At 40.8% G+C, this 18,245-nt stretch carries 11 protein-coding genes; 8 read left to right on the forward strand and 3 right to left on the reverse strand.

What is annotated here, in order from left to right:
- The first annotated feature begins 168 nt into the window (after positions 1-168).
- From eno to QZZ43_RS14215, 4 genes are all read left to right on the forward strand, one after another.
- Positions 169-1,473 carry a phosphopyruvate hydratase gene (eno, locus tag QZZ43_RS14200; RefSeq protein ID WP_291860714.1) on the forward strand — a complete coding sequence of 435 codons (1,305 nt, stop codon included), beginning with the start codon at positions 169-171 and terminating at the stop codon, positions 1,471-1,473.
- 382 nt (positions 1,474-1,855) lie between these two features.
- Complete coding sequence (locus QZZ43_RS14205) at positions 1,856-3,349, forward strand: IS1634 family transposase (RefSeq protein WP_291860717.1); 1,494 nt, start codon at positions 1,856-1,858, stop codon at positions 3,347-3,349.
- Positions 3,350-3,673: 324 nt separating this feature from the next.
- Positions 3,674-4,987, forward strand: coding sequence for a citrate (Si)-synthase (locus QZZ43_RS14210; RefSeq protein WP_291860719.1), 1,314 nt, complete (start codon positions 3,674-3,676; stop codon positions 4,985-4,987).
- Between the two features lie 332 nt (positions 4,988-5,319).
- The gene (locus QZZ43_RS14215; protein ID WP_291860722.1) at positions 5,320-8,670 is read left to right on the forward strand and encodes a two-component regulator propeller domain-containing protein; all 3,351 of its coding nucleotides are present in this window, start codon (positions 5,320-5,322) and stop codon (positions 8,668-8,670) included.
- A 152-nt stretch (positions 8,671-8,822) separates the two neighbouring features.
- On the opposite strand, the gene QZZ43_RS14220 is transcribed toward QZZ43_RS14215, so the two are convergent.
- Complete coding sequence (locus QZZ43_RS14220; RefSeq protein WP_291860725.1) at positions 8,823-10,571, reverse strand: hybrid sensor histidine kinase/response regulator; 1,749 nt, start codon at positions 10,569-10,571, stop codon at positions 8,823-8,825.
- A gap of 323 nt (positions 10,572-10,894) precedes the next feature.
- Between QZZ43_RS14220 and QZZ43_RS14225 the strand changes: the two genes are divergently transcribed.
- Entirely contained in the window at positions 10,895-11,743 is an 849-nt protein-coding gene (locus QZZ43_RS14225; protein ID WP_291860727.1) for a hypothetical protein, read from the forward strand.
- Positions 11,744-11,845: 102 nt separating this feature from the next.
- Positions 11,846-13,537, forward strand: coding sequence for an energy-dependent translational throttle protein EttA (ettA, locus tag QZZ43_RS14230; protein WP_291860729.1), 1,692 nt, complete (start codon positions 11,846-11,848; stop codon positions 13,535-13,537).
- A gap of 202 nt (positions 13,538-13,739) precedes the next feature.
- Here ettA and QZZ43_RS14235 read toward each other — a convergent pair whose 3' ends face one another.
- Positions 13,740-14,867 (reverse strand): adenylate/guanylate cyclase domain-containing protein, encoded by a 1,128-nt coding sequence (locus tag QZZ43_RS14235; protein ID WP_291860732.1) that lies wholly within the window; start codon positions 14,865-14,867, stop codon positions 13,740-13,742.
- A gap of 335 nt (positions 14,868-15,202) precedes the next feature.
- Here QZZ43_RS14235 and QZZ43_RS14240 point away from each other — a divergent pair, with 335 nt between their 5' ends.
- Positions 15,203-15,541 carry a DUF4870 domain-containing protein gene (locus tag QZZ43_RS14240; RefSeq protein ID WP_291860734.1) on the forward strand — a complete coding sequence of 113 codons (339 nt, stop codon included), beginning with the start codon at positions 15,203-15,205 and terminating at the stop codon, positions 15,539-15,541.
- Between the two features lie 195 nt (positions 15,542-15,736).
- Positions 15,737-16,210 carry a WbuC family cupin fold metalloprotein gene (locus tag QZZ43_RS14245; RefSeq protein ID WP_291860737.1) on the forward strand — a complete coding sequence of 158 codons (474 nt, stop codon included), beginning with the start codon at positions 15,737-15,739 and terminating at the stop codon, positions 16,208-16,210.
- 150 nt (positions 16,211-16,360) lie between these two features.
- On the opposite strand, the gene ilvD is transcribed toward QZZ43_RS14245, so the two are convergent.
- Entirely contained in the window at positions 16,361-18,040 is a 1,680-nt protein-coding gene (gene ilvD, locus QZZ43_RS14250; protein ID WP_291860739.1) for a dihydroxy-acid dehydratase, read from the reverse strand.
- Positions 18,041-18,245: the final 205 nt, after the last annotated feature.

Genomic DNA, 18,245 nt, shown 5'->3' on the forward strand with positions numbered 1-18,245 from the left:
TAAAAGTTCTTAAAAAGGGATAAAGGGTCAGAGCTTTATCCTTTTTTTTTTGACAATTTTAGGAGTTCTTGAGATATTTGACGATCAAATGGAATTGGTGAAAATCTTTTGTTAAGCCAATAGGGTGTCTTTAAATTTAATATTAAACTGAAATAAAAAGATAAAATTATGGGACTAATTGCTAATGTTCATGCCCGCGAAATTCTTGACTCTCGCGGTAACCCTACAGTTGAAGTAGAAGTGACTCTTGATTGCGGAGTCGTTGGTCGTGCTGCTGTGCCTTCGGGTGCTTCAACCGGCGAAAACGAGGCTCTTGAGCTTCGCGACGGAGATAAAGGCCGCTTCCTTGGAAAAGGTGTTTTGAAAGCTGTCGAAAATGTTAACACTGTTATTGCTCCTGCCTTGTTGGGCATGAGTGCCTTGGATCAGGTGGGTGTTGACCATAAGATGCTTGAAATGGATGGAACCAAAACTAAAAGTAAGTTAGGTGCCAATGCTATTTTAGGTGTTTCTCTGGCTACTGCCAAAGCAGCTGCCGAATACCTGGACCTGCCTTTGTATCGTTACATTGGTGGAACAAACGCAGTGACACTTCCCGTTCCTATGATGAACATCATCAATGGTGGCTCCCACTCTGATGCTCCTATTGCTTTCCAGGAGTTTATGGTGCGTCCTGTCGGTGCAAAGAGCTTCCGTGAAGGTTTGCGTATGGGTGCAGAAGTTTTCCATTCATTGAAAAAAGTATTGAAAGATCGTGGTTTGAGTACTGCAGTTGGTGACGAAGGTGGTTTTGCTCCTGAATTGGACGGGACTGAGGATGCATTGAAATGCATCATTAAAGCTGTTGAAAATGCTGGGTACAAGCCCGGACGTTTGGAAGAGGGTGGTCAGGTTTCTATAGCTCTTGATTGTGCAGCTTCGGAGTTCTTTGAGAATGGTGTTTACGATTACACCAAATTTGAAGGTCCTAACGGTGCTAAGCGGAACTCTGATGAGCAGGCTGCTTTTCTTGCCGAATTGATTGAAAAATTCCCTATTGACTCTATCGAAGATGGTTGCGACGAAGGCGACTGGGATGGTTGGGTGAAACTCAACAAGCAGATTGGTGATAAATGCCAGTTGGTAGGTGACGACTTGTTTGTTACCAATGTAGATTACCTCCAGAAAGGTATCGAAATGGGAGCTGCCAATTCAATCCTGATTAAAGTAAATCAAATAGGTACACTTACAGAGACACTGAATGCTATTGAAATGGCTCATCGTGCAGGTTATACGTCAGTTACTTCTCACCGTTCCGGTGAAACTGAAGATGCAACTATTGCCGACATTGCGGTTGCTACCAACAGTGGTCAGATCAAGACTGGCTCATTAAGCCGTTCCGATCGTATGGCTAAATACAATCAGCTTCTCCGTATTGAAGAGGAACTGGGCGATGCAGCAGTTTATGGATACAAAAAAATTGTAAGGAAATAATTTGCAGTTTTTGAAATAATCAATCACTGAAAACAGTTTTGTTTTGAGTGAAATTTGAGATTCAGCCGGAATGCAGAAATGCTTTCCGGCTTTTTTTATCGGAAATCAGATGATGTTAAATAACTAAAATATTGGATTTGTTTATGTGCAACCTTTCAAGATTTTGTAATCCTTTGTAGGAGAGGTGGTTGAATCTTTACTGTGGTTTGTGTGATGATGTAGGTTTCGTTGTGTTTCCGGAATCCAACTTAACTGTTAAAACAATTTTTAATTTTTTTCCTGTTTTGTGCGGTTTTTTAGAGGCAAAATCATAAAAACCACAATGTCAGTTGTTTAATCTTGTATTTTTGCTAAATCTGGGTGTCTCAACCATTTTAGCTTCATGTTTATTAGAAAAAAGCTGAATAAAAGCGGTACTACCAGCATACAAATTATTCAAAAGGTCGGGAGGAGCAATAAAATAATTAAAACCATAGGTTCCTCCTCCAATTCAAACGAAATAGAAAAGCTTTATCAAAAAGCATTATATGAGATGCCTCGGCTTTATGGTGCAACCTTGTTTGATACACCGACTGAACCTGTAATATCAGAATTGAGTAACGACTCAATTCGTGTTTGTGGTCCAGATATTATTTTCGGACAAATATATGATCATATTGGCTATGGGCAACTTAGAGAACCGTTATTGAAAGACCTTGTTATTTCACGAATAACACATCCAGGCAGTAAGCTTAATTTGGCAAAATATCTTAGCATTACAGGTCAACGAAATATTTCGGTTTATAGCATCTATCGATTTTTGGACAAACTTAACAGCCGATTAAAAAAGAAGGTTGAAGACATTTCTTTTGATTATACGAGAAATATTCTTGGTGGCAGGATAGGTGTTGTTTTCTATGACATGACGACTATTTATTTTGAAGCAAGTGAGCCAGATGATTTCAGGATTGCCGGCTTTTCCAAAGAAGGTAAGCATCAAAATCCCCAAATAATGCTAGGCCTTTTGGTCGGCAGAGACGGATATCCGATAGGCTATGAACTGTTTGAAGGCAATTCATTTGAAGGCAATACTTTAATTCCTGTTTTAGAAAAATATACTGAACGATTCCAGTTAAAAAAACCTATTGTTATAGCTGATTCAGGGCTTTTATCGAAGTCAAACATAGAGCAGCTGGCTGAGAATGGCTATGGATTTATTATTGGCGCCCGCATCAAAAATGAAACCAACACGATTAAATCTAAAATATTAGCTCTTGAACTGGCTGATGGTCAATTATCCAAAATTGACAAAGAAAACGGTCTTATACTTCACATTAGCTATTCGGACAAGCGGGCAAAAAAAGATAGATATAACCGTGAAAGAGGCCTTGCTAAACTCGAAAAACGACTTTCTTCAGGGAAGCTGACCAAAGCAAACATCAATAACCGAGGCTACAATAAATTTTTGAAGCTTGAGGGCCAAATAAATGTAAGCATAGATCAGGAAAAATTAGGGATAGACCAGAAATGGGATGGATTGAAGGGATACTTAACCAATACGGATCTAACATCAGCTGAAGTGATTGGTAATTACAATAATTTATGGAAAATTGAAAAAGCCTTTAGAATATCAAAAACAGACCTTCGTATCAGGCCGATTTTTCATAGGTTAAAAAAAAGAATAGAAGCGCATATCTGCGTATCCTTCATGGCATATTTGATATATAAAGAACTTGAAAGGGTATTAAAACACTCGTCTAATGGCTTATCAATGAACACTGCAATTGAAAACATCAATAAAATGTATGAGGTTGTAAGCGATAACAATCAAATCTTTAGGCTGAAAAATACTTTAATCCAACAACAAATATGGGATATCGTAAAGTCATCTTTTTAAATTTGGGTGTCTTTCGCACAAAACAGGAGATTCAGCCGGAATGCAGAAATGCTTTCCGGCTTTTTTTATCGGAAATCAGATGATGTTAAATAACTAAAATATTGGATTTGTTTATGTGCAACCTTTCAAGATTTTGTAATCCTTTGTAGGAGAGGTGGTTGAATCTTTACTGTGGTTTGTGTGATGATGTAGGTTTCGTTGTGTTTCCGGAATCCAACTTAACTGTTAAAACAATTTTTAATTTTTTTTGTTTGTTTATCAGGTTTTGGTTTGTATAGGCAGGGACTGAATTAATCAAATAAAAATAACTATTAATTGTTTTATATGGACTACATAAAGGATAAATTGATTACCATAGGTAGGCCTCAGGCCGAGGTTGTTAAAAGGCTTCAAAAAGAATATGCAGACTCTCCGATTCAGGAGACGACCTTGGGCCAGGTGTTTTCCGGGATGAAAGGTGTTGTTTCACTTTTGACCTGTACATCAAAGCTGGATGCTGATGAAGGTATTCGTTTTCGGGGTTATTCCATCCCTGAACTGAGGGAGAAACTTCCAAAGCTTAATGATGAAGGAGAGCCTTTACCCGAAGGTCTTTTTTATCTGATGCTTTTGGGTGAGTTGCCGAATGACGATGATGTGAAGTTTATCAGCGAGTCATGGGCAAAACGGGCCCAGAATATTCCCCAACATGTATTTGATGTAATTAATGCCTTACCTAAAAGTGCTCACCCGATGATTCAGTTTAACTCGGCTATTCTGGCCATGAGCACTGAATCCCATTTTCGAAGGGCTTACCTGGCAGGTATGGATAAACGGGATTATTGGGATCCGATGTATGAAGGGGTGATGGATCTAATCAGTCGTTTGCCGGTGATTGCTGCATACATTTATCGGAGAGTTTTTCACGATGAAAAATATATTGATATTGACCCTTCGCTTGACTGGGCCGGTAATATGGCTCACATGATGGGATTCGATAGTGAGGAAGTTAAAAGGTTGATGCGTTTGTACATGGTTATTCATGCTGATCATGAAGGTGGAAATGTATCCGCCCATGCAACCCATTTGGTTGGGTCGGCACTTTCGAATCCATATTATAGCTTTTCTGCCGGAATGAATGGTCTGGCAGGTCCTTTACATGGAATGGCTAATCAAAATGTGATGCACTGGTTGCAACGCCTGATGGATGAATTGGGAACTGATGATCCGACAACTGCACAGGTTCAGGAATATGCAAAAGCAACACTGGAAGCAGGAAGAGTTATTCCCGGATACGGCCACGCCGTGTTGAGAAAGACAGATCCGCGGTTTGCTGTTCAGCTTGATTTTGCCAATAAATATATTCCTGAAGCTCCATTGATTAAGCTAGTGAAGAAAATATATGATGTAGTCCCCGACATATTATTGGAAACCGGCAAGGTTAAAAATCCGTGGCCTAATGTGGATGCTATTTCGGGAAGTTTACTTTCCAGTTATGGCATTACCGAATATCCTGTTTACACCATGCTCTTTGGTGTTTCTAGAGCCCTTGGAGTTTTGACTCAGCTTATTTGGGATCGATTGTATGGCTTGCCACTTGAACGGCCTAAATCTCAGAATCTTGAATGGTTTAAAGAAAAAGTCGGATTTAAAGACTAATTTTTCGGTACGTCTTTCGACCGGAAGTTAAATTCTGTGGAGATTTTGTCAGGCCATCATTGATGGTTGGGTTTTAATATTTTAATCCATTCGGTAGTGCCGGAGTGAATCGCTGGCTTAGAATGCTAGGTGTTTTTTTTGAAAGTCTGTTGTTGCTAACAGAGTGAAGTAATTCCAATATTTTAATCCGACACCAATTAACAAAAAAAGACCGGAATGCTATAGTGCATTTCCGGTTTTTTAATGGCAGATAGCTGAATATTGGTATGTTTTTTATAATTTCGTTTTTGTTGTTCTGAGACTGACTATTATTTATGCCAATTTCCCTGATTGTGAAGAAGCTAATCGGTTATATTTCTTTTCTGTTTATTTTTCCCATTATTGTTTGCGGTGCAGGCTTATCGGGAAATTCAGATATTCCAAGATTGACTATAGCAGATGGTCTCTCCAATAACTCAATTACTGCTGTTTTTCAGGATAATTATGGCTTTTTGTGGATTGGAACCGAGGATGGGTTGAACAGGTATGATGGCTACAAGTATATTACCTACAGACACAATCCATCCGAAAAGTATTCTATATCGGGAAACCACATTCAATGTATTGTTCAGGATCAGGACAATAACCTGTGGGTGGGAACCCGTAACAACGGGTTAAGCAGACTGGATTATTCTACCGGTCAGTTTACTTCTTTTCTTGCCAATCCTGGGGCAGCCAATTCGCTTCCTGAGAATAGTGTATATGGTTTGTTGGTGGATAATTCAGGCAACCTTTGGGTGAAAACCCAGTCTTTTCTGTCTGCCTTTAGGGGCGATTCTCTGGGATTTGAAAACTATGGTCACTTCAATAATGTGTTTAATGTCCGTGAGGCTTTCGCCTATCCCTTGCTTTCCGAGTCAGATAGTTCTATACTGGTGGGAACCAAAGACGGATTAAACAGATTTAATATCAAAACCAAACTTTTTTCACGACTTGGGTGTACGACGTCATCGGCGGCTTCAAAGCACGAGGCAGTTTTTGGTTTGTTGAGATGGAAGGGCACAACACTGCTCATGTCCAGCTCTTCGGGAGTGAGTGTTTTGAGCCGGTCAGAGTCCGGGCAGTTTAAACAAAAGCCCGTAGCAGAAGCAAAAAAGGGTTCAATTCCCTTGGCCAATAATATACTGCTCCTGAATAATGGAGACCTCCTTGCGGGAACCACTCAGGGGCTTCATTTTTATAGTCAGACTTCTGATGGGGAACGGTTTATACCAAGTAAACAGCTATTTGAGTCTTATCATATTACTTCTGTCTTAGAGGACCGTTCAGGAATAATTTGGGCCGGAACAAAGTTCAACGGGGTGTTGAAGGTTAACCTGACTCCCCCGAAGGTTCAGACAATTCCCAAAGAGATTCTTGAGGAAGGAAATCTGGGGTCCTTAAATTTTCAAAGTATATTCCAGGATAATAATGGAGATTTATGGCTTGGGACTATTGATTCTGGGATTTATAAATATAATTTATCTGGCAATAGTGCTAGGCATTATGAGATTGAATGTGATGGAGAAAAACAATCCTATCCTTATGCTGTATATGTGCTATATAAAGATAAAAACGGGACTTTATGGGCAGGTACTAATTGTGGTCTTTATTACCTGAATCCCAACGTGGAACGTTTTGTTGAGTTTAACAGCGGACTGGATCTTGGAATTGATAATCTGATTAAGAACAACCGTATTTATTCTCTGATCAATGATTTTGACGGGAATTTGTGGATAGGTACCGGTTTTGGACTTTATCGGTTCGATGGTCGTTATGTTTTTAGCTACTTCTTTGATGAGAATGAAATCGCAGGGCTTTTCAGCGACCATATCAACGCACTCACAACCGATGAAGAAGGGAACATTTGGATTGGAACCTCCGGTGGATTAAATGTCTGGAATCGTGAAACCAAACAAATTCTCAGGGTTCCTTTTTATGGGCCCGATAATTCAACTATCAGGATATCAGCATTGTCACTTGAACTAGCTTACAATGGAGAAATTTGGGTCGGAACCAGATCCGGAGTATGGAGATTGGATCCAAAAGAGCCGAGACCTGAGATGATGAAGGGGAACAGGAACCTGGAGAATGACATGATTCAGGCCGTTGTAGCCGACCATGCCAATCGAACATGGGTTTCCACCAATAAGGGAATATCCTGTCTTAATCCTGACGGAACCACTTATAATTTTGATGTGGTAGATGGTCTTCCGGGATATGTATTCAACCAAAATAGTGTTTTTAAAAACAGGGTCGGAACAATGTTCTTTGGAAGTGCTCAGGGAATTTGCTGGTTTCATCCGGATTCTATCTACTACAATTTGAATAAGCCACCGGTGTCTATCACAAAAATTGAAATTGTCAGGCGAGGTAAAACATCAGAATCTTTTTGGCCATTTCAGGACGAAATCAGTTTTAAATATCGGGCGTTTACCAGTTTGGAAATTGATTTTTCGGCCCTTGAATTCACCCAGCCTTCCAAAAACCGATACCGTGTATTTTTAGAGGGATATGATTCCGATTGGCGTCCGGTGACTTATGAGAATAATGTTTCATTTTCAAATTTGCTTCCCGGGGAGTACACGTTGAAAATTATTGCCTCAAATAATGATTTTACCTGGAATAATGAACCTTTGGTGCTGGAAATAATCGTTAATCCTCCTCTTTGGATGTCAAATTATGCTTTTGCCTTTTATATTCTGGCTTTGATTTTCATTCTTCATCTGTTTGTGAATTATAGAGTAAGGCATTACAGAAAAGCCAACAGAGAACTTCAGGAAAAAACGGTGAATAAAAATCAGATTGAAGCACAACGGGTAATTCTGACCAGAATCAATCGAAGTTTTACTGATAGCATCAACTATGCGCGCCGCATTCAAAAAGCAATGACCCCTTCGGAGGCCTCATTTGCAGAGATATTTCCTCAATCTTTTGTTTATCTGAGAGCCCGGGATATTGTAAGTGGTGATTTTTTTTGGTTTCACGAGAAAGGGGATAAAGTTTTCGTGGCAGCCGTAGATTGTACAGGACATGGTGTGCCGGGTGCATTTATGTCTATTATTGGAATCGATCTGCTGAAAAACATAGTGGAAGTTCAGGGATTGGAATCTCCTTCCGAAATATTGAAAACAATGAATGGAGATTTAATCCGGACCCTTCACCGACAGCAGCAGGCCCATGAGGATGAAAACCGTGTGAATGATGGAATGGATATGTCTTTGATTGTAATTGACAGAAAGCAGAAAACGTTGGATTTTTCCGGAGCTTACAATGGATTTTATCTGGTTAGAGACAATGAAATCCATACTTATAAAGGCGACAGGTTTCCGGTTGGATACCTCAAGGATGGCGAATCACCTGTCTTTACACGGAAAGAAGTGTTTCTGAAAGACGATGATGTGGTATATCTATTTTCTGACGGGCTTCCCGACCAGTTTGGAGGTTCTGACTATAAGAAGTTTAAATATCGACGGTTCAGATTGCTTCTGCTGCATATTCACCGGTTGGCCTTTAAAGAACAGAAAACGTTCTTGCATCAGAAAATTGAAGAATGGATGGATGGAGGTATTGAACAGGTTGATGATATGCTTATTATTGGTTTTAAGCCACTGGGAAACTCCTCTCCTGAAAGCCTTAAGTTCGACAACTCAGAGAAGAGCTGACACTTTTTTTAAGGGGACGGATTTTTAACACATAAGAAACTTAAGATCACAGGAAAGTGATTAAGCTTTTTATTATCGGCTGAAAAGTAGGTTTCTAAAATATAAAGTGCTGAAAATGATGTTATGCTGGTTGTTTGTGGTTTTGTAGGCTTTTAGGACAAGTGTTTTTTAATAAGCTGAAGTAATTCATCAGGCTGAAAAGGTTTACTGATATAATCGTCCATTCCTGTAGCCAGACAGCGTTCCTTATCTTCGGGGAAAGCATTGGCTGTTACCGCAATGATAGGTGTATGCGAATTGGTGCTTTGTTCAATCTCTCTGATTTTTTGTGTCGCTTTAAGTCCATCCATTACAGGCATCTGAATGTCCATAAGAACCAGGTCGTATTTGCTGTGCCCAAACTTTTCAAGAGCTTCTTTCCCGTTAAAAGCCACATCAATTTTTTTAACGGAATTTTTGATGTAAAGAATGATAATTTGCTGGTTGCTGATGTTGTCTTCAGCCAAAAGAATGCTGGCGTTTTTAAGGTCAACTCCCGGCTTTTCAGGTGAATCAATTGCATTATGTTTTTTGGGGCTTTCTTCTTCGGAGATGGTTTGTTGCCCCTCGGTAAAGGATGAAGCAAACTCAAAAACGGTTTTTTCTTCATCACATAAAATGGTGAAAGTTCTTCCTTCGGACTCAACGATTTTAAGAGTTATGCCCAGGTCAAGCAGGTCAATAATTCTGCTGTTGTTGATCCGTATCAGGTCAGTGTGGTTGTAGAATCCTTCATTACTTCTTGTTTTATCGGAAGGCACCACCATATTGGTAACTATACGAAACTGCAATTCAACTTTTCCGGGCATACTGTCGAGTCGCGAAACTTCAATGGTTACATATTTATTGCCTTGATTGTTGTTTTTGAGGATGCTGTTGATGAGATTAAGGAAAATCTGTTTGATTTTTATGCTGTTGCCGGTTATTGAAGAAGGGATATCTGCAGAAAGTGAAAGGTTGAAACGGATTCTGTTATGAGCAGGTTTTCCGGAAAATAAGCGAATGGTATTGTTGAGCGTAGTATAAAGGTTAAAGCTGGTGATGTTTTCGGGGTCGTGTGAGAACGTTTTAGATGAGAATACCAGATTGTTGACCACATCCACCAGGTTGTTGGTTGAGGCATGGATGGTATTCAGGTAGTCTCTTTGCTGGTCGCTCATCACAGAATTGTCCAGCATTTCCAGGATTCCGGTAATGTTGTTTAGAGGAGTACGTATCTGGTACGAAAGTTTATTTATCAGACTTTCCTGAGCCCGGTTTTGGTTTTCCGATTCCAGTATTTGTCTGTCCTTTTCAAGAAATACTTCGGAACGAATAAACTGAAAAGTATAACCAATAAAAAAAGCCATAATAAAAGAAAAGGAGAGAAACAGTTTCTGCTCCATGGAATAGGAATTCATCCAGGCAGCAGGGGGTATGGGCACAATAAAATATATAAGAATAAAAGCAAATAGTATAATAGCCCAGTAACTCCCTCTCTTTCTTCCACTAATGGTCATTGTCAGGAGTGGAAAAAACACGGACCAGTAACCGTCTATGCCGGTGGTTCCACCTGTGATTAGGAAAAAGACAAAGGTAAGGCCCAGTATGAGCAGAAAAATATTCTGGAAACGTAAATTCTGTTCATCCCTGGAACTGAAATAATAATTGATGGCAAATGTAACTGCCAGAATTAACAAAGGCGCTGCAAGTATAAGGTTTTCATGAACCAGTGAAATAATTCCCTGAGCGAGTACGGTAATAAAAAAAAGAAAATTGGTAATATTCAGTAATAAGGATCTGGTTTTGGAATCCATGTCTGCCTTGTCTTCCCTTTCGGGGATGAATTGGCTGATTATTTGATTGAAAAAAGAAGTAAGCATAGTTTAGATTTGGAATTGGTAATATTGGTAAATGTAGCTTTTTTTCAGACCGTTTAGACAAAAGTGAAAAACAGTTTTATCTATTCCGGTTATAAAGATGGTAATTTTTCCTTAATTTTGATCCCTGATGGTTGGCCTTTGATTTTATTTATGAGGTTGCGTAATTTTTCTGTTGTCGCTGGAAGCAGGGCTGATTCCAATTGAGAATTTATCTTCAGTTTTCAACATTTTTAAAATACATTTTGTGCGTAACCTGACAGCGCAATTTAAGTAAAAGAGGTGGTGAGCCTTTTATTTTATGTAGAAACGAAAAATGATATTATATGAAACGAGTTGTTTTATTGGTTACCCTATTTGCAATAATGTCTCTTGTTCTCGGAGCTCAGGAGCATGTTCCTGAGGCAGAGGATTATCAAAACTTCATGAAAAGTAAAACCCTGGTGTTGCTGGAAAAAAATCCGATGAGTGATTTTAATATGGCCATCCGAAAGGTGATGGAAAATTCCTGGACCCTTACCGATTATCAGTTTATTAATGATGCAGAATTCGAAGCCTACCGAAACAACCCTTCCTATTCCTTTCTGATGATAACCAAAGCTTCATTCGAAAGAGACAGAACCAAAGCAAGATATAATTTTATGAGTCTGTTGATGGCAGAGCGTGCTGCTAAAGTGCGTAATATGCCTGATTTGTGTTCCTTGCCGTTGGCATACGAGCAGGTTGAGGACGACAGCTACAGCTATAAGATCGAAGCTTTCATCCGGTTTATGCAAAATCATGTACAATTAATGCTGAACGATCCTTCGTTGATTAATTCGAATCCTTTTAATTATTACAACAAAAATAAAAAGGATGATTTGGAGAACAAGGTGCTTTTTTTGACGAAAGAAGAGTTGGCCAGTGAGATAGATACAGAGGCAGAGATTCGTGATATTTATCCGCATCAGTTTAAGATTGTTTCCAGAGACGAGGTTGCCCAGGCTATTGCTGATAAGCGGGAGGATGTGGTGTTTCTGCATAAAGTTGGCCCCGAAAAAACCCGTATCAGAGCAAGGGTTTATAAAATGTTGGTGGGTGCCGGTGATCCACATTTCTATTATTTTGATTATGAAATGATGAAGAAGGCCCAGGATGATGCATTTCAGGAGAAAGATTTAAAGAAAATAAGATAGGAGTTGCTATCTGGCGAAGTCTTTTCAAAGCCTGTTGGGGATTTTATCCCAACGGGTTTTGTTGCGTAATCAGAGTTTAAGAAACAAAGAAAAAAGAAAAATATGCCCGACGACAAAAAGATTATTTTTAGTATGGTGGGGGTCAGTAAAATTTATCCCCCTCAGAAAAGAGTATTGAAAGATATTTACCTCTCGTTTTTTTACGGGGCTAAGATTGGGATTATTGGTCTTAACGGATCGGGAAAATCAACACTATTGAAAATTATTGCGGGTGTTGAAAAAGAATATCAGGGGGATGTGGTTTTTTCTCCCGGGTATTCGGTCGGATATCTGGAGCAGGAGCCTCACCTGGACGAACAGAAGACAGTGAGACAGGTGGTGGAAGAAGGTGTAAAAGAAGTAGTGGATGTTTTAAAAGCCTATGAGGAGGTTAATCTGAAATTTGCCGATCCCGAAGTGCTTGAAGACCCGGATAAGATGCAGGCACTGATGGATGAACAGGCCAAACTTCAGGAAAAGATAGACCAATACGATGCCTGGAATCTGGATTCCCGATTGGAGCGTGCAATGGATGCATTGCGTTGTCCGCCGGAAGACCAACCGATCAGTGAACTCTCAGGTGGGGAAAGAAGACGCGTTGCCCTTTGCCGCTTGTTGCTGCAGGAGCCGGACATCCTACTCCTTGATGAGCCGACGAACCACCTCGATGCCGAGTCAGTTCAATGGCTGGAAGTATTTTTGAAGAATTACAAGGGAACGGTAATTGCCATCACCCACGACCGTTACTTTCTTGATAATGTGGCCGGTTGGATTCTGGAGTTGGACAGGGGGGAAGGCATCCCCTGGAAAGGAAATTACTCAGGATGGCTTGAGCAAAAAGCCAAACGTCTTCAGATGGAAGAAAAGCAGGTTTCCAAACGTAGAAAAACACTTGAGCGGGAGCTGGAATGGGTTCGAATGGCACCCAAAGCACGTCAGGCAAAATCGAAAGCCCGTTTGTCGGCTTATGAAAGTCTGATGCAGGAAGATGTGAAGCAGAAAGAGGAAAAATTGGAAATATTTATTCCCAATGGCCCCCGACTGGGTGAGAAAGTGATTGAGGCGCATAATGTGGCGAAAGCCTTCGGCGACCGGTTATTGTTCGACAATCTGGATTTTCAATTGCCGCGAAATGGTATTGTTGGTGTAATTGGTCCCAATGGAGCAGGAAAAACCACGCTGTTTCGCATGATTATGGGACAGGAAAAAATTGACAGTGGAACCTTTGAAGTGGGAGAAACCGTTAAGGTTGGTTACGTTGACCAGTCTCATGCCGATATAATTCCTGAGAAATCGGTGTTTGAAGTCGTGTCTGGAGGAAACGAAACCCTGAAAATGGGCGGAAAAGAAATTAATGCCCGAGCATATCTGGCACGTTTCAATTTCACAGGTGGCGATCAGGAGAAGAAATGTGCTGCTCTGTCGGGTGGTGAGCGAAACCGGTTGCACATGGCTATGGCCCTTAAAGAAGAGGCCAATGTGCTGCTGCTTGATGAACCTACCAACGATATTGATGTAAACACGCTGCGAGCGCTGGAGGAAGGGCTTGATGATTTTGCCGGTTGTGCAGTTATTGTTTCCCACGACCGCTGGTTTCTCGACCGGGTGTCTACACACATACTTGCTTTCGAGGGCAATTCAAATGTTCATTTCTATGAAGGTGGCTATTCAGATTATGAGGAAAACAAAAAGAAAAGAGTGGGGGATGCCTCACCGCATCGTATAAAATACAGAACCCTTCAGAAAAAGGGTTAATAAAAGGGAAGGTATTTGAGTTGACGATATTTAAGTTTTTTTGGATGATGGTGCTCTTTGAGCTAACTAAATTCATATGATTTTGTTAGCTTTTAGGGTATGTTAATGTCTGGAAGCCCCCCCGATTGACTAAATTAGTATCATCGGGCAAATAAGCCTGGGTTGAAGTTTCAGCATAAACGGGTGGTGTGTGCCGGAGGATTTAGAAGGTATTGGAAACAGATTGATTCTGAATTCCGTTTATTTTCTTGTTTTTGGTTTTTATGGATTCAATGGGCTTGTGGAGATAATACATCTCAATCATGCCTTTTCCTTTTACCTTTTGAGGAACCCGTCGTACGAAATTGTAGTGTGGAACCAGCAGTTTCCGGGTTGAATCGGAAACATTTATTTGCATCGGGCCACTGTAAGTTTGCATTCGGGCAGCAATGTTGACATTATCACCGAAAATATCGTAGGATAAGTTGTGTTCACTGATGAAGCCGGCAATAATTTCACCTGAGTTTAATCCTATCCGAACTTCCCATTGCACCCCTTTTTGATTGTTTCGTTCACGAATGAAATCCCTCATTTCGCAGGCCATTTTTGCTGCCCTGAGAGCGTGTTCCTTGGAGTTGCTGAACATCCCACTGACGCCCATGTAAGCATCGCCTATGGTTTTTATTCTTACACAGTTGTGTTTTTGGGAAATTTCATCAAATTTGGTGAAGATGATTCGCAATTCATCCAGCAATTTCCGCGGCGACATACGCGTGGCTTTTTCGGTGAAATTCACCAGATCGGCCATGATAATGGTTACGTTTCGATAGGGACGGGGCTGAACGACTACTCCACTTTTAAGTGATTTGACAATTTCGGCAGGCAAAATGTTCTTGAGTATGTGATGCGTTTTTTTTTGTTCAGATTCAAGTTGTTGTTTTTGAATTTTAAGTTCCCGGAGTGTGTTGGCAAGCGTCATGGCAGAGCTTACCCGGGCTATGAGTTCATCTGTTTCGATGGGTTTTCTGACATAATCAATAGCTCCGGCTTCTAAAGCTTCTTTTACTTTGTCTGAACTGGAAAAGCTGGAAATAATAATAACCGGGATATCCTGAGTCTGGGGATTGAGCTTAAGGTTTTTCAATGCTTCCATCCCCGATATTTCGGGCATCTCCCAATCGAGCAGTATAATGTCAGGACTGGTCTCCAGTGCAAAACGGTAGGTCTCATAACCATCACGTGCCCGCCGGAAATCAATATCATTGCTGAGAGTATTGAGCTGTGCTTTAATGAATTCAGCAATGCTGTCCATGTCGTCTGCAATCAGTATGGTCAATTTGGTTGAGAGCATTGGAAATGAGTTTTATGAAAAACAAAGTTAATGTTTTTTTTGAGATGTGTTTTTTCTTGTAGTAAACTGGTAAAAATTATTAAAATACTTCCGGGTTTTCCATAATAATGTAGCGTTCCGGAGGGTGATTATTAGAATTTTATCCGCTTTGAGATGATTTCTGAAAAGAATGTATGCGTTTGATTAATTGGGTAGATTGTATGAGGAGAGCTATGTGGTTTTCTTGAGAGGCTTGAAGTACAGGTTTGTTTTTATTTGAGAATCATTAGAAAAAAGGATAATTTTATACCAGACGATAATGGCTAATTAAAAAGTCTTTTAAATATTTTTGAGTTATGACAACTGATGAAAAAAATTTGGGAATGTATTGTCACCTTGCTGCTTTTGCGGGGCTGTTAATTCCTTTTGGAAATGTGATTGGCCCCCTGGTCATCTGGCTTTTGAAAAAGGATGAGTATCCTCATGTTGATGTGGAGGGAAAAGAATCACTAAATTTTCAGATTACTGTTTCCATTGCTGTAATGGTTGCAGGGGCATTAAGTGTGGTGTTAATTGGAATCCCTTTGTTGATTGCCATTGTGGTTTTTACCGTAATTTTTTTAATTAAGGCCATTATGGAAACCAATGAGGGGCGTTCCTATCGGTACCCATACAATCTCCGATTAATCAAATAGTATATGCAATAATGAGGGAGTGTTGGTTTTTCAAATCCGTCACAAAGTTAATCGCCTATAAAAACTTAAACGCGGAAGCACAAAAGTTTTTTTAAAAAACGCTTTTTGTGAGGTGTTTGAAGTGGAATGCGGAGTGTTGAAAGAGTTAGGCAAAAAGCATCACGTATTTAACCAATACTTTAGAAATTCTTGCCAATGAAATTAATTGACCAGAAATTGTTGGATCGTCTTTCCGAACAAGCAAATACTTCGGAGCGGAAACGACAGAATCTGAATTACCATTTTGGTGACGCAGATGTTTTGCAACGGATGCTTAATGCTTTTGAACCCGAAACTTATGTTCGTCCTCACAAGCATGAGAATCCCCCAAAGAGAGAAGTCTTTATACTGCTTCGTGGTCGCCTGCTGATGTTGTTTTTTGATGATAAAGGAGCGGTTGTTCATCGTCAGATGCTGGATCAAAAGGCAGGAAAGTTTGCCGTTGAGATTGGGCCTGGCGAATGGCACATGGCTATTTCTCTGGAAAGAGGAACGGTAGTTTATGAGGTGAAAGACGGACCATATAATCCTGTCAGCGATAAGCAGTTTGCACCCTGGTCCCCGGAAGAGGGAGCGCCGGATGCAAATGCCTGGCTGGAAAAATTGATTCGGGAAAATACCATTGGGTAGGGGATAGGCTTTAATTCGTATGTATGTTTAAACTGCCCACGAATAATTCCTTCTTTGTCCTGGATAGTGTGGTGCCAAGCATAAAAAATCGCACCAGTTAACCTGTTGTTTTAAGTTCTCACTGGGAGACTTAGGGGGTTTCTTTCAACCTTATTCATCGGTCACACAACCCTGAGATGCTGAGGCGACTGAATTTCTGAACTTTTTAAGAATTCCGGTCGCGGGTTTTTCCACTGGCCTTTGCCAATCTTGTTTCCGTTTGGCTATCTCTTGGTCCGAAAGATCTACTTCAATTAGATTTTTGTTGATGTCAATGGTAATGATATCGCCATTTTTTATTAATCCAATCAACCCACCAGTATATGCTTCGGGTGTGATGTGCCCCACGACGAATCCATGAGAACCACCTGAAAACCGTCCATCTGTAATGAGTGCCACATCGTTGCCCAAACCTGCCCCCATCACCGCTCCTGTGGGTTTCAACATTTCCGGCATGCCGGGAGCACCCTTTGGACCACTGTTTCGTATCACAATTACTTCACCTGGGTTCACGTTTTTTCCTATGCCTTCAATGGCTTCTTTTTCATCTTCAAAAACATGGGCCGGACCACTGAAGTGGTCTCCTTCTTTGCCGGTAATTTTTGCTACAGCCCCTTCTGTCGCAAGGTTTCCATACAAAATCTGAATGTGCCCCGATTTCTTGATTGGGTGACTCACCGGGGCGATGATTTTCTGACCTCCCGAAAGGTCAGTGACCGATTCCAGGTTTTCGCCAACAGTTTTTCCGGTTACGGTCATGGGGGTTCCATCTATCAGCCCTTCTTGTAGCAGGAATTTCATGACTGCAGGAATTCCTCCGATGTTGTGCAGGTCTTCCATCAGAAATTTCCCGCTTGGTTTAAGGTCAGCAAGATAGGGGGTTCTATTGCTTATCTCCTGGAAGTCGTCGATAGAGAGTGGAACATTGACTGATTTGGCCATTGCAATAAGGTGAATAACTGCGTTGGTCGATCCGCCCAGAGCCATGATGAGTGTGATAGCATTTTCGAAAGCTTTGCGAGTCATGATGTCCCGGGGTTTGATATCATTCTCCAGCACCGCTTTGATTGCAGATGCCATGGTTTGTGCCTCATCTTTTTTTTGAGGGCTCACAGCAGGGTTGGATGAGGTGTAGGGCAGACTCATGCCCATGCATTCGATGGCAGCAGCCATGGAGTTGGCGGTGTACATTCCACCACAGGCTCCGGCACCGGGAATGCTGTGCCTGATGATACCTTTATAATCGAAATCGGAGATTTTTCCGCGTAGTTTTTCTCCATAGGCTTCAAAGGCCGAAACGATGTTCAGATCCTTGTTTTTCCAGCTTCCTTTTTTTACTGTTCCCCCATACATCAGAATGGCAGGTCGGTTTAGGCGTCCCAAAGCAATCATGGCTCCCGGCATATTTTTGTCGCACCCCACGATGGGAATAACGGCATCGTAAAACTGGGCACTGACAACGGTTTCTATGGAGTCGGCAATAAGTTCTCTGGATGGAAGAGAGTATTTCATGCCTTCGGTTCCGTTGGTGATGCCGTCGCTTACCCCAATTGTGTGAAATATCAGCCCGTAAAGGTCTTTTTGTTGGTCCACTTCCTTTTTTACAGATGTGGCGATGTCGTTGAGGTGCATATTGCATGGGTTGCCCTGAAATCCGGTACTCACGATACCCACCTGTGCTTTTTTCTGATCGTCTTCACTCATTCCAATGGCGTAAAGCATTGCCTGGGCTGCAGGCAGACTCTCATCTTGTGTAATGAGGCGACTGTATTTATTGAGTTGATTTTCCATAATCTTGTTTTTTTGGTTCATTAAAGCATAACAATGTGTTTCCACTAATTGTTGGGGTGTTTCTTCTGTTTATCCTTCTTACGGGTTGCGTCTTTACTTTTGGAAATCTTAGGACAGGCCAATTTAGAGAAAATAAAGGATAAATTTGTCCTTTATTAGAAAGGTTTATATTTTTGTTTCACTTTTGTCCGGGAAAATTGAAAAG

It is taken from the genome of Marinilabilia sp., from assembly GCF_016278715.1.
In the GTDB taxonomy this organism is placed as follows: domain Bacteria; phylum Bacteroidota; class Bacteroidia; order Bacteroidales; family Marinilabiliaceae; genus Marinilabilia.

Bases quoted from the DNA above. Each gene is read 5' to 3' on its own strand.
- eno (WP_291860714.1), top strand. From the start codon at position 169: ATGGGACTAATTGCTAATGTTCATGCCCGCGAAATTCTTGACTCTCGC.
- QZZ43_RS14205 (WP_291860717.1), top strand. From the start codon at position 1,856: ATGTTTATTAGAAAAAAGCTGAATAAAAGCGGTACTACCAGCATACAA.
- QZZ43_RS14210 (WP_291860719.1), top strand. From the start codon at position 3,674: ATGGACTACATAAAGGATAAATTGATTACCATAGGTAGGCCTCAGGCC.
- QZZ43_RS14220 (WP_291860725.1), bottom strand. From the start codon at position 10,571: ATGCTTACTTCTTTTTTCAATCAAATAATCAGCCAATTCATCCCCGAA.
- QZZ43_RS14225 (WP_291860727.1), top strand. From the start codon at position 10,895: ATGAAACGAGTTGTTTTATTGGTTACCCTATTTGCAATAATGTCTCTT.
- ettA (WP_291860729.1), top strand. From the start codon at position 11,846: ATGCCCGACGACAAAAAGATTATTTTTAGTATGGTGGGGGTCAGTAAA.
- QZZ43_RS14235 (WP_291860732.1), bottom strand. From the start codon at position 14,867: ATGCTCTCAACCAAATTGACCATACTGATTGCAGACGACATGGACAGC.
- QZZ43_RS14240 (WP_291860734.1), top strand. From the start codon at position 15,203: ATGACAACTGATGAAAAAAATTTGGGAATGTATTGTCACCTTGCTGCT.
- QZZ43_RS14245 (WP_291860737.1), top strand. From the start codon at position 15,737: ATGAAATTAATTGACCAGAAATTGTTGGATCGTCTTTCCGAACAAGCA.
- ilvD (WP_291860739.1), bottom strand. From the start codon at position 18,040: ATGGAAAATCAACTCAATAAATACAGTCGCCTCATTACACAAGATGAG.